At 70.2% G+C, this 13,271-nt stretch carries 15 protein-coding genes and 1 tRNA gene; 9 read left to right on the forward strand and 7 right to left on the reverse strand.

The genetic code is table 11. The features are described from left to right. The first annotated feature begins 77 nt into the window (after nucleotides 1-77). Entirely contained in the window at nucleotides 78-1,412 is a 1,335-nt protein-coding gene (locus WFK95_RS19165) for an NAD(P)/FAD-dependent oxidoreductase (RefSeq protein ID WP_336671615.1), read from the forward strand. Here WFK95_RS19165 and WFK95_RS19170 read toward each other — a convergent pair. Beyond that, nucleotides 1,350-2,570, reverse strand: a complete 1,221-nt coding sequence (locus WFK95_RS19170) for a L,D-transpeptidase (protein ID WP_336671616.1) — start codon at nucleotides 2,568-2,570, stop codon at nucleotides 1,350-1,352. The genes WFK95_RS19165 and WFK95_RS19170 overlap by 63 nt on opposite strands. A gap of 99 nt (nucleotides 2,571-2,669) precedes the next feature. Between WFK95_RS19170 and WFK95_RS19175 the strand changes: the two genes are divergently transcribed. Next, a complete protein-coding gene (locus WFK95_RS19175) occupies nucleotides 2,670-2,903 on the forward strand; it encodes a hypothetical protein (RefSeq protein ID WP_336671617.1) in 234 nt (77 codons plus the stop codon). Nucleotides 2,904-3,146: 243 nt separating this feature from the next. Next, complete coding sequence (locus tag WFK95_RS19180) at nucleotides 3,147-3,545, forward strand: hypothetical protein (protein WP_336671618.1); 399 nt, start codon at nucleotides 3,147-3,149, stop codon at nucleotides 3,543-3,545. Nucleotides 3,546-3,790: 245 nt separating this feature from the next. Here WFK95_RS19180 and WFK95_RS19185 read toward each other — a convergent pair whose 3' ends face one another. After that, complete coding sequence (locus tag WFK95_RS19185; RefSeq protein WP_336671619.1) at nucleotides 3,791-4,153, reverse strand: hypothetical protein; 363 nt, start codon at nucleotides 4,151-4,153, stop codon at nucleotides 3,791-3,793. Here WFK95_RS19185 and WFK95_RS19190 point away from each other — a divergent pair. Beyond that, the gene (locus WFK95_RS19190) at nucleotides 4,140-4,337 is read left to right on the forward strand and encodes a hypothetical protein (protein ID WP_336671620.1); all 198 of its coding nucleotides are present in this window, start codon (nucleotides 4,140-4,142) and stop codon (nucleotides 4,335-4,337) included. The genes WFK95_RS19185 and WFK95_RS19190 overlap by 14 nt on opposite strands. Nucleotides 4,338-4,440: 103 nt before the next feature. Here WFK95_RS19190 and WFK95_RS19195 read toward each other — a convergent pair. Both WFK95_RS19195 and WFK95_RS19200 read right to left on the reverse strand, forming a co-directional pair. Continuing rightward, nucleotides 4,441-4,513, reverse strand: a tRNA-Lys gene (locus tag WFK95_RS19195). A 93-nt stretch (nucleotides 4,514-4,606) separates the two neighbouring features. Then, nucleotides 4,607-5,776 (reverse strand): acyl-CoA dehydrogenase family protein, encoded by a 1,170-nt coding sequence (locus WFK95_RS19200; protein ID WP_336671621.1) that lies wholly within the window; start codon nucleotides 5,774-5,776, stop codon nucleotides 4,607-4,609. A 70-nt stretch (nucleotides 5,777-5,846) separates the two neighbouring features. Here WFK95_RS19200 and WFK95_RS19205 point away from each other — a divergent pair, with 70 nt between their 5' ends. Both WFK95_RS19205 and WFK95_RS19210 read left to right on the forward strand, forming a co-directional pair. Then, complete coding sequence (locus WFK95_RS19205) at nucleotides 5,847-6,371, forward strand: PH domain-containing protein (RefSeq protein WP_224646292.1); 525 nt, start codon at nucleotides 5,847-5,849, stop codon at nucleotides 6,369-6,371. Then, on the forward strand, nucleotides 6,358-7,875 hold the full coding sequence (locus WFK95_RS19210) for a PH domain-containing protein (protein ID WP_336671622.1): 1,518 nt from the start codon (nucleotides 6,358-6,360) through the stop codon (nucleotides 7,873-7,875). Before WFK95_RS19205 ends, WFK95_RS19210 begins: the two co-directional genes overlap by 14 nt. Here WFK95_RS19210 and WFK95_RS19215 read toward each other — a convergent pair. Together WFK95_RS19215 and WFK95_RS19220 are read right to left on the reverse strand one after the other, a co-directional pair. Further along, nucleotides 7,862-8,341, reverse strand: coding sequence for a nitroreductase family deazaflavin-dependent oxidoreductase (locus WFK95_RS19215; protein ID WP_224646289.1), 480 nt, complete (start codon nucleotides 8,339-8,341; stop codon nucleotides 7,862-7,864). The genes WFK95_RS19210 and WFK95_RS19215 overlap by 14 nt on opposite strands. Nucleotides 8,342-8,381: 40 nt before the next feature. Further along, nucleotides 8,382-8,930 carry a peptidase S1 gene (locus tag WFK95_RS19220; RefSeq protein WP_336671623.1) on the reverse strand — a complete coding sequence of 183 codons (549 nt, stop codon included), beginning with the start codon at nucleotides 8,928-8,930 and terminating at the stop codon, nucleotides 8,382-8,384. A 67-nt stretch (nucleotides 8,931-8,997) separates the two neighbouring features. On the opposite strand from WFK95_RS19220, the gene WFK95_RS19225 reads away from it, so the two are divergent. The 3 genes from WFK95_RS19225 (at nucleotide 8,998) to WFK95_RS19235 (ending at nucleotide 12,231) form a co-directional block, all read left to right on the forward strand. Beyond that, nucleotides 8,998-9,294, forward strand: coding sequence for a hypothetical protein (locus tag WFK95_RS19225; protein WP_336671624.1), 297 nt, complete (start codon nucleotides 8,998-9,000; stop codon nucleotides 9,292-9,294). A 180-nt stretch (nucleotides 9,295-9,474) separates the two neighbouring features. After that, nucleotides 9,475-10,974 carry a sodium/proline symporter PutP gene (putP, locus tag WFK95_RS19230; protein ID WP_336671625.1) on the forward strand — a complete coding sequence of 500 codons (1,500 nt, stop codon included), beginning with the start codon at nucleotides 9,475-9,477 and terminating at the stop codon, nucleotides 10,972-10,974. A 30-nt stretch (nucleotides 10,975-11,004) separates the two neighbouring features. After that, nucleotides 11,005-12,231, forward strand: a complete 1,227-nt coding sequence (locus WFK95_RS19235) for an MFS transporter (RefSeq protein WP_336671626.1) — start codon at nucleotides 11,005-11,007, stop codon at nucleotides 12,229-12,231. On the opposite strand, the gene WFK95_RS19240 is transcribed toward WFK95_RS19235, so the two are convergent. Then, nucleotides 12,221-13,252, reverse strand: a complete 1,032-nt coding sequence (locus tag WFK95_RS19240; protein ID WP_336671627.1) for an iron-siderophore ABC transporter substrate-binding protein — start codon at nucleotides 13,250-13,252, stop codon at nucleotides 12,221-12,223. The genes WFK95_RS19235 and WFK95_RS19240 overlap by 11 nt on opposite strands. Nucleotides 13,253-13,271 lie beyond the last annotated feature (19 nt).

Here is a 13,271-nt window from a genome sequence, read left to right on the forward strand (position 1 = left end):
GATCTACCAGGTTGAAGCGTGATCATCCATGCACCAATCTGGTAGTAGACAACGACGTCTTGAAGGAGGAGAAGATCATGCGCAGCACCCACGTCGTGGTGATCGGCTCGGGATTCGGCGGCCTCGCCGTCGCGAAGCAGCTGGCCAAGTCGGACATCGAGACCACCCTCATCTCGGCGAACGGCACCCACCTCTTCCAGCCCCTGCTCTACCAGGTGGCCACCGGCGTCACCGTCGGCGAGCGCATCGCGCCGCCCATCGCCGAGGTGCTGCGCCGGCGCCGCACCGTCGACGTCGTGACCGGCTACGTCACCGAGGTCGACGCCGAGCGCAAGGTGGTCACCTACGCGACCGCCGACGGCATCGAGCAGATCGGCTACACCTACCTCATCGTCGCCGCGGGCGCCGCGCAGGCGTACTTCGGCCACGACGAGTGGGCCGACCGCACCTTCGCCCTGAAGACCCTCGAGGACGCAGAGAACCTCCGGACTCGGCTGCGCGCCGCCTTCGACGCACCCGCCGAGAGCGCCGCGCGCACCGTCGTCGTGGTCGGCGCCGGCGCCACGGGCGTCGAGGTCGCGGGCCAGGTCGCCGAGCTCGCGCGCCGCTTCCACGACGACGCGGAGATCCGCATCCACCTGGTCGAGGGCGCCGACGACGTGCTGCCCTTCTACGGCGGCACCCTCTCGGGCTACACCCTCGCCGCGCTGGAGAAGGCGGGCGTCACGGTGCACACCGGCACGTTCGTCACCGCGATCGAGGACGACGTCGTCACCGTCAAGGACAAGGCGGGCGCCGAGCGCGAGATCGCCGCGGGCACCGTGGTCTGGTCGGCGGGCGTCCAGGCCACCCCGCTCGCGGGCGTGATCGCCGAGGCCACCGGCTGCGAGACCGACCGCAACGGCCGCCTCCTCATCAACCGCGATCTCACGGTCGGCGGCCGGGCCGACGTCTTCGCCCTCGGCGACATGACCAACCTGAACGGCCTTCCCGGGCAGAGCCCCGTCGCCATGCAGCAGGGTCGCCACGCCGCGGACATCATCCGTGGGAAGACGGGCCCCGGCACGCACTTCCGCTACCTCGACAAGGGCAGCATGGCGATGATCGACACCCCGCACGCCGTCATCCAGCCGCCGCTCGGGCTGCCCGGCCTCACCGGCATCGTCGCGTGGGCCGGCTGGCTGGCCGTGCACCTGTACTACCTCGCCGGCATGGGCAACCGCGTGGCGGTGCTCCGGGACTGGCTGCGCGCCTTCGTCGGCACCGCCCGGCCCGGCTTCACCGCCACCGCCGCGCTGCCCGACGGTGCGCCGACGGTCACCGTCGGAGCCCCGGAGGCGGGGGAGGAGCTACCCGGCGGACTTGGCGTTGCCGGCACGCCAGACGGACCACGGCAGGTTCCAGTCGCCTAGCCCGTCCGTGCCCTCGAGCACGGGCCCGGAGGTGTCCGTGACCTTGACGATGTCGCCGCGCTTAGTGTTCTGCAGGAACCACAGGGCGTTCTCGGTGCTCACGTTGAGGCAGCCGTGGCTCACGTTGGTGGAGCCCTGCTGGTTCACCGACCACGGGGCGCTGTGCAGGTAGATGCCGCTGTAGGACATCTGCACGGCGTAGTCGACCAGCGTGCGGTAGCCGTTGGGGGAGTTCACCGGAACGCCGTAGGTCGACGAGTCCATGATCATGTTCTCGCGGTGATCGCCGATGAGGTAGACGCCGTTCGGGGTCTCGTTGCCGGGGCCGCCCATCGAGGTGGGCATCGTCTTGATGAGCTTGCCGTTCTTCGTGACGCGAACGATCTTGTCCTTGTCGGAGACGGTGGTGATCACCTCGTCGCCCACGGTGAACCGGGTGGAGGCGTCCTTCTGGCCGAAGGTGCCGCCGCCGAGGTCCACGCCGTAGATCTTCACGTCCACGCTGACCTTGGTGCCCGGCTTGAAGTAGCTCTCCGGACGCCAGCGCACCTCGGACGGGCTGATCCAGTAGAAGGCGCCCTCGACCGGCGGGTCGGTGACGATCTTGATCGCGCGCTGCGCGGCCATCCGGTCGGCGATGCGCTCGTCGAACTTCACGCCCACGGTCTGGCCGACGCCCACCGTCGAGTTGTCGGCGGTGGTGAAGTACGCCTGCGCCAGGTTGTTCGGCGACTGCGTGCTGAAGGTCTCGTTCGCGACGTTGACGCCGCCGATGCCGTTGGCCTCGGCCCGCAGCTTGTAGGTCTTGTTGTAGCCCAGCGGCTCGGCGTTGATCCAGGAGCGGCCGTCCTCGGCGAGCTTGCCGGCCACCTCCTTGCCGTCCGCGTTCGTCATCACGACCCTGGTCAGCGTGCCGCCGCTCGCGCTCACCTTCACGGGGACGCCGGGCTGCACGTCGAGCGCGCCGTTGCGCACGCTCGAGGTGATCTGCGGGCGCAGCAGGTCGAAGAAGGGCGTCGAGTCGGTGATCTTCTGGCTCTCGTCCGGCAGTGCCGCGTCGCCGGTCGACGACGTGCACCCGGCGACCAGGGCGGCGGAGACGAGCAGTGCCGTCACCGCCGTCGGGATACGTCGATACACGGCGGGACGGTTGCGCATGGCTCAGCTCCAGAAAGGCTCAGTCGGATTCGGCCCACGGGACCGATTGATCCCGATTCTACCGGTCCCGCGGAGGGCGCTGCCGGTACGGTGCGGGGTGTGAGCGACGACGGTGACCGGCCCGATTCCGGAGCGCAGAACGACGGTGACCGCCCGTCGGGGCCGTGGGGCGACAAGGGCTACAACAAGCTGGCGCTGGGGCTCGCGATCGGCGTGGTCTTCGGCGCGAGCATCGGGACGGCGCTGGGGAATCCCGCGCTGGGCGTCGGGATCGGCCTCGCCCTGGGCATCGCCTTCGCCTACGGGGCCGGTAAGGATGACGAGGCCGACTGACTCGCCGGCCCCGTCGTCCCGACTTGGGTGAGAGCCTGGGGAGAACGCTGCGGGCGGCAGGTGAGGTGGTTGCTCCCCACGCTCGTTTGCCAGACTAACTTAGCGTAGGTAAATTTAGAAGATTCAATTCTGCGACCGTGGTCACGGTGGCCTCCAGCGGTGCCGTCGAAGCGTCAGGCGGGCGATCCGGATTACGTCCGTCTGGACGTCTTGGGCTCGAAGCTTCCGAATAGACTCACCTTCATGGGCTGGGATGCATTCCTCGTCGCGTACCGCGGCGGCGCTGAGGCGGAATTGGACCTCGAGGTGGTCGAGCAGCTGCTCGCGCGCCACGGTGTCGGCGGTGCGGGAGACCGGCAGCGGCTGCACCGCGATGCGTCGGATCCGGACGACCTGTGGACCGAGATCACCGTGGACCCTGGGTACGTCGGCTTCGAGAGGCCCACAACGGGAACGGTCTGGAACCTCATGTACGACCTGATGGTCGCCTGCGGAGCTGGGCTCGGCGACGCCTCTGAGAACGTGGTGGTGCCGTCGGACGAGGTCCGGAGCCAGCTTCCTCCGGAAGACCGATTCAATTCGGTGTTCGTCGCGCGATCAGTTGACGATCTGATCGCCGCGCCGTGGCCGGAACAGTTGTAGCTACCAAGCTGGTGCCACGTGCCGCGCGCGAACCCCGCACAAACCTCGCAGTCATCGATGATCGGGTATGCGCAGAGCAGGGTGTGCTCGAGGAATTTGGCGGCTCGGTCGATTCGGTTCCTTTGCTCGCGGAGCTGTACGAGGTTGGGTTCGACGATCCGCCGCCGGGAGCGTCCACGGCTCGGTCCGACCAGTCACTGGCCGGACGCGCCAGCGCGTGCAGTGTCGTCGCTCTCCAGCTCGGGCTAGTACGAGTGCAGCTGTACGCCTCGCGCGTCGTTGCTGCAGCTGTACCGCCAGCCGTTGCGGGCCTGGGCGCCTGCGGTCGGGGTCGAGCAGGTCCACCCGTTGCCGAACTGCCGGACATTGGCGTTGCCGTGCGCTCCGTCGACCGGGATCGCCAGGTACTGCTCGACCGTCAGTCTCGCCTCGAGACAAGAGATGGAGCCTTGCGCGATGGTGATCAGGCGCGTTCCGGTCGCTGCCCCGCAGGTGGTTCCAGGAGCTTCGGGCGTGGTGCCCTCGGTGTAGTGCTCGGATGGGCTTCCGCCGACCGGGATGGATGTTGTGGTGGTCGCCGCTGCGGGGCGCACAGTGGTGGTCGCCACGGTTGATGACGATGGCGCGACCTCATTCGGTGATGCGCTCGGCGGCGTGGAGGACGTCGTTGACGTGGCCGGCGCGCTCGCGGTCTCGGTCGATCCGCAGCTGGCGACCAGCGAGACTGCGGTGATTCCGGCAGCTATGAGTAGCGTCTTCTTCACGGGACGGGACCGTAGCAGTGTTCGATGACCTCGGCCCGGAGGACGAGACCATCCAGGACAATGTCAGAGTGAGTCTGGAGTACCGACGAGACCAAAAAGCCCCCTCCGAGGTGGAGGGGGCTTCTCGATTGTGCGCCATCAGGGACTCGAACCCCGAACCCGCTGATTAAGAGTCAGCTGCTCTGCCAATTGAGCTAATGGCGCATGCTCGCTCGCTGCGTGCTGGAATACATTAGCAAGGAGTGCCACGAAAGGTGAAATCGGCTGGTCAGGGTGGGTTTCTGGGCTAACGGCGGGTCACTGGAAGGCGCTCTGCCCGGTGAGCTTCTGGCCCAGGATCAGGGTGTGCATCTCGACGGTGCCCTCGTACGTGAGCACGCTCTCCAGGTTGTTCGCGTGCCGGATCACCGGGTACTCGAGCGAGATGCCGTTCGCGCCCAGGATCGTGCGGGCGGTGCGGCAGATGTCGATCGCCTCGCGCACGTTGTTCAGCTTGCCCAGGGACACCTGCTCGGGCCGCAGTGTCCCGGCGTCCTTGAGGCGGCCCAGGTGCACCGCGAGCAGCACGCCCTTCGTGTACTCCAGGGTCATGTCGGCGAGCTTCTGCTGGGTCAGCTGGAAGCCGCCGATCGGCCTGCCGAACTGCTCGCGCTCCACCGCGTACCGCTGCGCGCATTCCAGTGCGGTCCGAGCGGCACCCATTGCGCCCCAGACGATGCCGTACCGCGCCTCGCTCAGGCATGACAGCGGGCCGCGCAGGCCGCGGACCTCGGGGAAGGCGGCGGAGTCGGGGACGCGCACACCGTCGAGCACCAGCTCGGCGGTCACCGACGCGCGCAGCGACATCTTGTGCTCGATGGTGTTCGCGGCGAAGCCCGCGGTGTCGGTGGGGACGGCGAAGCCGCGGACGCCCTCGTCGGTCTGCGCCCAGATCACGGCGACGTCGGCGAGGGAGCCGTTGGTGATCCACATCTTCCGGCCGTCGAGGATCCAGTCGCCGCCGTCGCGGCGCGCCCGGGTGCGCATGTTCGCAGGGTCGGATCCGTGGTCCGGCTCGGTCAGCCCGAAGCAGCCGATGAGCTCGCCGGCGGCCATGCCGGGCAGCCAGCGCTGCTTCTCCTCCTCGCTCGCCCACTTCCAGATCGCATACATCGCCAGCGATCCCTGCACGGAGACCATGGAACGCAGGCCCGAGTCGCAGGCCTCCAGCTCGAGGCAGGCCACGCCGTACTCGGTGGCGGTCGTTCCGGCGCAGCCGTATCCGTCGAGGTGCATGCCCAGCAGGCCGAGCGCGCCGAGCTTCCGCATGAGGCCGCGCGGGTCGTCGAGTTCGCCGCGCTCGAACCAGTCGGCGACGTACGGCTCCACCTCGCGGGCGGTCAACGCGCGGACGGAATCGGCGATCGCGCGCTCCTGGTCGGTGAACAGGCCGGTCAGGCCCGCCAGCTCATCGGGATGTGTGGTCATGGTGCCTCCTCGGCGCCACCCTAGCCGGGCGTGGTGGCAGCGGAGCGGAATGTCGTGCTTAGCTGGGCGCATGACCCTTCCCGGAACCCCCGCCCCCGCGGGCGCCGCAGAGGTGCTCAGGCAGCCCGCGCACCAGGTCTCGCCGCGCGCGAAGACCTGGTGGACGGTCCGCGCCGCGATCCGCTGGGTGATCGTGATCCCGCTGGTCACGGTGGTGCTCGCGGTGATCCCGGACGTGCCCTGGTATGTGGCCGCCGCGGCCTTCCTCGTGCTGGCCGCAGTCGCAGCGGCGCACCTGATCGTGATGCCGCGCTTCCGCTACGCGTTCCACCGCTGGGAGATCAACGCGGTGGCGGTGTACTCGCAGGCGGGCTGGCTCACCCGGACCCGCGTCCTCATCCCGATCTCGCGCGTGCAGGTGATCGACACCGTCGCCGGGCCGCTGGAGCGCTCCTTCGGGCTGTCGACGGTCACCGTCACCACCGCCTCGTCGGCGGGCACGGTGCGCATCTCTGGCCTACCCACGGAGACCGCGCAGGCCATCGCCGCCGGGCTGACCGTGAGCGCCGCGGAGGACACCGATGACGCGACCTGACCAGGTGATCGCACCGGCCGTCGACGACGGCTGGAACCGGCTCTCGCCGTGGGGCATCGGCACCCGCGTCATCAAGGCGGTCCCGTCCCTCATCCCCGCCCTCATCGGCGTCTTCTTCCTCGGCCGCGCCGCCGGCCCGGTGTTCTTCGTGATCGCCGGCGTCGCCATCAGCGTGCTGGTCGGCCTGCTGCCCTGGCTCACCACTCGCTGGCGGGTTACCGACGATCAGTTGGAACTGCGGCACGGCCTGGTGCGCAAGGTCTCCGCGACCGCCCGCCGCGACCGGATCCGCAGCGTCGACGTCACCGCCGGACCCATCGAGCGCGCGCTGAAGCTGCGCAAGGTGGTGGTCGGTACCGGCGTCGGCGGCAAGGAGTCCGCGCTCGTCCTGGATCCGATCCCCGCCGAGGTGGCCGAGCAACTCGGGCGGGACCTCCTGCGCCGCACCGCGACACCGTCGGCCACGGAGACGCCCGGCGAGGACGGGGCCGAGGTGGCGCCCCAGCCGAACGCTCCCGAGGAGGAGCTCGCCCGCCTGCGGCCGGAGTGGATCCGGTTCGCCCCGTTCTCGCTGACGGGCTTCGCCGTCGTCGCGGCGGGCGCCGGCATCGGCTTCCGCATCGTCGACGAGGCGGGCCTGCGCGAGCGCGGCTCCGAGCTCGCCGAGTCTTGGCTGGCGAGGATCCTCGACCTCGGTGCGGCCGTGGTGATCCCGGCCGCCGTGGTGCTCGTGATCATGGTGTCGATCCTGGTCTCGGTGCTGGCCTACGTGCTCGCCTTCTGGGGCTTCCGCCTGGTCCGCCGGGCCGACGGTGCGCTGCACACCAGCCGCGGCCTGATCTCGACGGTGGCGGCGACGATCGAGCGCAAGCGGGTGCGCGGCGTGCAGCTGCACGAGCCCGTCCTCATGCGTCTGCCGGGCGGCGCGAAGTTGCGCGCGATCGCCACGGGCACGGATCGCAATCCCACGCTGCTACCGCCCGCGCCGCGCGCCGAGGCCGTGCAGGTGGCCGACGAGATCCTGGGGCGCCCCGGTGTCATCGAGACGCGTCTGGAGGCGCACGGGCCGGTGGCCCTGCGTCGCCGCTACACCCGCGCGGTGCTGGGCGCGTTCGTGCCGATCGTCGTGCTGGTGGCGCTCGGCGTCGTCGCGCCCGGCGCGTGGAAGGCGCTGCCCCTCGCCGGGGCGGTCCTCGTGGCGATCCTGTCGGTGGCGCTCGCGCGCCTGCGCTACGCCAACCTCGGCACCGTCATCACCGGCGACGCCGTGGTCCTCGGTGCGGGCACCGTCGCACGCACGCGCACCGCGCTCGAGTTCGACGGGGTGACCGGGTTCGTCACCCGGGAGACGTTCTTCCAGCGGCGCGCGGGCGTCGCGACCCTGACCGTCGCCACCGCGGCCGGTGCGTTCGGCGCCGTCGACGTGACGCCCGAGCGCGCGGCGCAGGTCGCGCGCACCGTCCACCCCGAGATCGTGACCGGCTTCCTCGTCAGCGAGGCGTGAGCCGGAACAGCTTGATCGTCCGGCCGCCGGCCCACTCGATGTAGTCGTCGTAGGCGGGCCAGACGGCGACGATGCTGGGCCACAGGCGCTTCCGGTCCGACTCGGAGACACGGCGCGCCCGCACCGGGATGCGGCGCGTGCCCAGGAGCACCTCGGCGTCCGGCGTCGCCTCCAGGTTGAACGACCACGCGGGGTGGTGCTTCTGCCCGAAGTTGGAGGCGATCACCACGAAGTCCTCGCCGTCGCGCACGTACAGCAGCGGGACCGCGCGCGCGACGCCGCTGCGCCGCCCCACCGTGGTCAACGTGAGCTGGGGGAGCAGCGCCTCGGGGATGAGGTGCACCGAGCCGCGACTGATCCGGGTCACCGCCTTGTCGAGCGGGACGGTGGCCCGGACCATGCGGGACACCGCACGGTGTCGCCCGAGCTGCAGGAAACGCGACTTGAGGTCGTCCACGACGGTCATGGCGGCAGTGTAGTGAACGCGGCCCGCCACCGGGCCCCGATCAGTTGGTCGCGAGTCGCGCGCCGCCCGCCGCGCGGAGCGCCGCGTTCAGCGAGTAGTACTGCGTGAGTCGCTGCGTGACCTTGCCGGAGTCGCGGTCGGTCAGCGTGACGGCGTCGGTGATGATGCCGATCGCGGCGTTGTCCGACGTCCGGATGAGCGGCCCGCCGCTGTCGCCCTGCGTGGTCACGATGTCGGCGACGACCCAGTCACCCAGGACCTTCGTCACCTTGCCGCAACGGCGACCGTTCACCGAGCCCAGCTGGCACACCGGGTCCCCGACGCGCGCCGTGCCCACCGACCGCGGTGCCATTCCGGGCGCCGACGCGAGGAGCTTCACCTGCGGATCGGTCAGCCGGAACGTCGCCCAGTCGGGCCCGAACGGGTCGACGGGGGAGTAGTGCCCGGGACGGTTCGGGTCCTCCTTGACCTCGGGGGACTTCGACTGCACGACCTCGCCGACGATCCACTTCTTCACGCCGACCGGCTGCTGCGGCGCGCCGCAGTGCCCCGCGGTCACGCCGAGCCGCTCGCCGTCCGGCGCGGTCACCGCGAACCCCATGGTGCACTGCAGCGACTCGAACCGGCCGCCGCCCAGGGAGCGCTGCAGGATGTCGATGCGATCACCCGGTGCGACCGACTTCGGGGCGGGGGTCTGCGTGGGGGCGGGCGTCGGCGCGCTCGGCTTGGCGGGCGTCGACGGTGCGCCCGGCGCGGGCTTCGGGGTCGCGCTCGGCTTCGTCGGCGTGCTCGGCGAAGCGGGCTTCGGCGACGGTGCCGGGGTGGTCGGCGCGCCCGACGCGAACGCGGGCGTCAGAAGGGCTCCCGACACCAGCAAGGTGACCACCCCGATCGATCCGCGTCGCAGTACCGCACCGATGCGCGTCCCGTCGGTCAAGGTCGAACCCTCCTAGGGTGTGGGTCGTGGTGATCGAGGGGCGCCTGAAGAAAGCGCCGCAGAAAATCGTGGCCGAGCTTACCATTCCGCATGACTGACTTCGTGCGAGATCAGTTCACCGTACTGGGATTTCGCTGGTTGTATAGACCATGTACGAACGGCGAGTTTCGGTTCCTGGACCTGAGGAGACCCCCTAGTGTCTGACCAGACCTATCAGACGATCGCAGTAACCCTGTACTTCGCAGCCATGTTGTACATCGGTTGGAGTGCGTACCGGAAGACGCGCGACAACCTCGACGACTACATGCTGGCGGGGCGCGGCCTCAAACCGTGGGTCGCCGCGCTCAGCGCGGGCGCGTCGGACATGTCCGGCTGGCTGCTGATGGGTCTGCCCGGCGCGATCTACGCCAAGGGCCTCGTGGAGTCCTGGATCGCGATCGGCCTGACGATCGGCGCGTGGCTCAACTGGAAGTTCGTCGCGCCGCGGCTGCGCTCGTACACCGAGGTCGCGGGCAACTCGATCACGATCCCGAGCTTCCTCGAGCACCGGCTGCGCGACGGCTCGCGGTCGCTCCGCATCGTCTGCGGCCTCATCATCCTGGTCTTCTTCACGTTCTACGTCTCCAGCGGCATGGTCGCCGCCGGCAAGTTCTTCGACAGCACCTTCGGCGTGCAGTACATCCACGGCATGCTCATCGTCGCCGTGGTGACGATGGTCTACACGCTCTTCGGCGGCTTCCTCGGCGCCACCCTCACCGACGTCGCGCAGGGCCTGCTGATGCTCGCCGCCCTCGTCGCCGTGCCGATCGTCGCCCTCATCGAGGTGGGCGGACCGACGGTCACCGTCGACACCGTGAACTCCGTGAACCCGACCTTCTTCAGCCTGTTCGCGGGCGGCACCGCCCTCGGCATCATCTCGGCGGCCGCGTGGGGCCTCGGCTACTTCGGTCAGCCCCACATCATCGTGCGGTTCATGGCGCTGCGCTCGCCGCAGGAGGCCTCCACCGCCCGCCGGTTCGGCATCAGCTGGATGGTCGCCACCGCGCTCGGTGCCATCTCCACCGCATTCATCGGCATCGCCTACTTCGCGCTCCATCCCGAGAAGGCGCCCAAGGACCCCGAGACCGTCTTCCTCGTGCTCGCGCAGATCCTGTTCCACCCGTTCGTCGCGGGCCTGGTGCTCGCCGCCGTCCTCGCCGCGATCATGTCGACGGTGTCCTCGCAGCTGGTCGTGTGCTCGTCGGCGCTGGTGGAGGACCTGTTCAAGATCTTCGCGGAGAAGTCGGGCCGCGACACGGAGATCAGCGACAAGACGTACGTGCGCCTCGGGCGGCTCGGAGTGCTCATCGTCGCGGTGATCGCGGTGCTGCTCGCGATCGATCCGTCGGACAGCATCCTCGAGCTCGTCGGCTTCGCGTGGGCCGGCTTCGGCTCCTCGTTCGGTCCGGTCGTGCTGCTCGCGCTGTTCTGGCGCAAGCTCACCGCCCCGGGTGCGTTGGCGGGCCTCATCGTCGGCGCGGCCGTCGCCTTCGTCTGGGGCCAGTGGCCGCCCTTCGAGCTCTACGAGATCGTGCCCGGCTTCCTCGCCAACCTGGTGGTCGCGGTCGGCGTCAGCCTCGCCACCTACAAGCCCGACGCTGCCGTCGACGCCGAGTTCGACGAGGCAGCGCGGCTCGCGGAGAAGCAGCCGGCCTGAGCGGAACCCGCGCCCCGCTAGGCTCGGCGGATGCCCACTGTCGCGCGGATCCGACGTCTGCCGGCCACGGTGCACCTGCTGCTCGCCTCCTTCTTCCTGTTCAACGTCGGCTTCTACCTCGTCGTCCCGTTCCTGGCCGGGCATCTCGGCGCACTCGGGATGACGGGCGCGATGATCGGCCTGGTTCTCGGGCTGCGCACCTTCTCCCAGCAAGGCATGTTCTTCGTGGGCGGTGCGCTGTCGGACAGATTCGGCGCGCGCCGGATGATCCTGTCCGGCATCGCCATGCGGGTGGTGGGTTTCGTCGTCCTCGCGTTCGCCGGCGGGGTCGTCTCGGTGGTCGTGGGGACAGTGCTCACCGGTTTCGCTGCCGCGCTGTTCGCGCCCGCGGTCGAGTCCACCGACGCGGCCTGGGGCCGTCGGCTCGAGGACGACGGGGTGCTCCCGCGGGCGGAGCTGTTCGGTCTGGAGCAGATGTGCAGCCGCGCCGGGAACGTCGTCGGTCCCGCGCTCGGAGCGGCGTTGATCTGGGCGCCGTTCGCCGCCGTCACCCTCGTCTCGGCCCTGCTCTTCGTGGGCATGTGGGTGGGATTCTGGCGGTTCCTGCCGCACGATGCCGCCCCGGGCGATGCGGGCGCGAAGCTCGCCGTCGCCTGGCGGACGGTGACCGGCAACGGCCGCTTCATGCTGTTCGCCGCGTTCGGCTCGGTACAGCTCGGCGCCTACGGCCTGATCTACATCGTTCTGCCGGTGGAGCTGCTGCGGGCGGGGAAGCAGGCCTGGCTCGGGTGGGTCTTCGCCGGAGCGGCGGTGATCGTCATCGTCGGTCAGCCGGCGGCTGTCGCCGTCGGCCGAAGGGTGGGCCGCCGGCGCGCGGTCGGGTTGGGGCTCGGTGTCATGGGGGCGTCGTTCGTCATCCCCGCCGCGACGGCCGCACACCCGGACGGCCGCCATCTGGCGGCGGTGATGGCATGGATCGCGGTGTTGCACCTCGGGCAGATGCTGCTCGTGCCGCCGCTGCGCGACGCCGTTGGAATCCTCGCCGGGGAACGGAATCTCGGCGCCCACTACGGGATGCTGGCCACCCTCGGCGGCGCTGCTTCGTTGGTCGCGTCGCTCGCGGTCGGGTGGGGCTACGACCGGGTCGCCGACGGTGCTCCCGCCTGGCTGGGCTGGGCGGCGGTCGCCGCGATCGTGATGGTCGCCGCGGTCGGCCTGCGGGCGGTGACCCCGCAGGCCGGCCCGGTCAGCGCGTGAGGACGGCGGCCAGCCGGCCGACGATGTCGTTCGTGACGTAGGGGATGGTCACCGGGTTCGGCATCGAGAGCGCGTCGCTGACCACCGGATCCAGCCCGACGAGTCGCTTCTGCGCGACGACAGGGAGGGAGGCGAACGCCGGTTCGCCCTCCACCTGCGCGCGGTCGCGCTCCCAGTTGTCGAACACGAGGACGTCAGCGTCGAGGAGGTGGAAGTTCTCGGCGGAGAGCTCGGTGTTGAGCGCGCCGCCCGCGAACCTGTCGGCGAGGGCCGCCGGTGGGGTGAAGCCCAAGCCGCGCAGGATCTGGAACCGCGCGGCGTCGGGGCCGAAGGCGCGCAGTTTGCCGTCCTTCCACCGGATCACGAGAACCGCGGTCTTCCCCGCGAAGGCCGGGTTCGCCGCCTTGGCCCGCGCGACGGTGGCCTCTGCGCCGGCGATCAGCTCGTCGGCCTGCTTCGGCCTGCCCACCGCCCGTCCCACCCGGCGCGTCACGTCCTGCCAGGGGAGTGCCCAGTCCGTCTGGCCGGCCGCATGCAGCACCGTCGGGGCGATAGCGCTGAGCTGCTGATAGCGCTCCGCGGTGATGGCGTTGTTCACCGCCAGGATCAGATCGGGACGTGCTGCCGCGACCTGCTCGAGCGAGAACGCGCTCGTCGCGTTCGGGAGCGAGGTCGGTGAGCCGTGCACCAGTTCCTGGGACCATCGCCCGACGCCGGTAACCGTCGAGCCGGTCCAGACGGGTACGAGGACGGGCGTGATCCCCAGCGCCAGGAGCGAATCCTGGTCGCCGATGCCCACGACCGCGACCCGCTGCGGGGGTGCGGTCAGCGTGGTCGTGCCGTGCTGGTGCTCGATCGTGACCGGGAAGGCGCCCGGCTCGGCGGCCGCGCCGGCGCTACTGGGCGCCGCGCCCTCGTCGCCCCCGGTGCCGCACGCGGTGGCGAGCGCGGCGGCGGTGACGGAGGCGAGCGAGGTGAAGCCCAGCCGGAGTGCGGTGCGTCGATCCATTGATGTGGCCATGCGATGTCCCTGTCTCGAA

This window comes from Tsukamurella sp. USMM236, from assembly GCF_037148755.1.
Lineage (GTDB): Bacteria > Actinomycetota > Actinomycetes > Mycobacteriales > Mycobacteriaceae > Tsukamurella.

Coding starts and splice junctions, on each gene's coding strand:
- WFK95_RS19215 (WP_224646289.1), bottom strand. CDS start 8,341: ATGACCGTCGTGGACGACCTCAAGTCGCGTTTCCTGCAGCTCGGGCGA.
- WFK95_RS19180 (WP_336671618.1), top strand. CDS start 3,147: ATGGGCTGGGATGCATTCCTCGTCGCGTACCGCGGCGGCGCTGAGGCG.
- WFK95_RS19200 (WP_336671621.1), bottom strand. CDS start 5,776: ATGACCACACATCCCGATGAGCTGGCGGGCCTGACCGGCCTGTTCACC.
- WFK95_RS19205 (WP_224646292.1), top strand. CDS start 5,847: ATGACCCTTCCCGGAACCCCCGCCCCCGCGGGCGCCGCAGAGGTGCTC.
- WFK95_RS19240 (WP_336671627.1), bottom strand. CDS start 13,252: ATGGCCACATCAATGGATCGACGCACCGCACTCCGGCTGGGCTTCACC.
- WFK95_RS19235 (WP_336671626.1), top strand. CDS start 11,005: ATGCCCACTGTCGCGCGGATCCGACGTCTGCCGGCCACGGTGCACCTG.
- WFK95_RS19210 (WP_336671622.1), top strand. CDS start 6,358: ATGACGCGACCTGACCAGGTGATCGCACCGGCCGTCGACGACGGCTGG.
- WFK95_RS19170 (WP_336671616.1), bottom strand. CDS start 2,570: ATGCGCAACCGTCCCGCCGTGTATCGACGTATCCCGACGGCGGTGACG.
- WFK95_RS19225 (WP_336671624.1), top strand. CDS start 8,998: ATGCGATCACCCGGTGCGACCGACTTCGGGGCGGGGGTCTGCGTGGGG.
- WFK95_RS19165 (WP_336671615.1), top strand. CDS start 78: ATGCGCAGCACCCACGTCGTGGTGATCGGCTCGGGATTCGGCGGCCTC.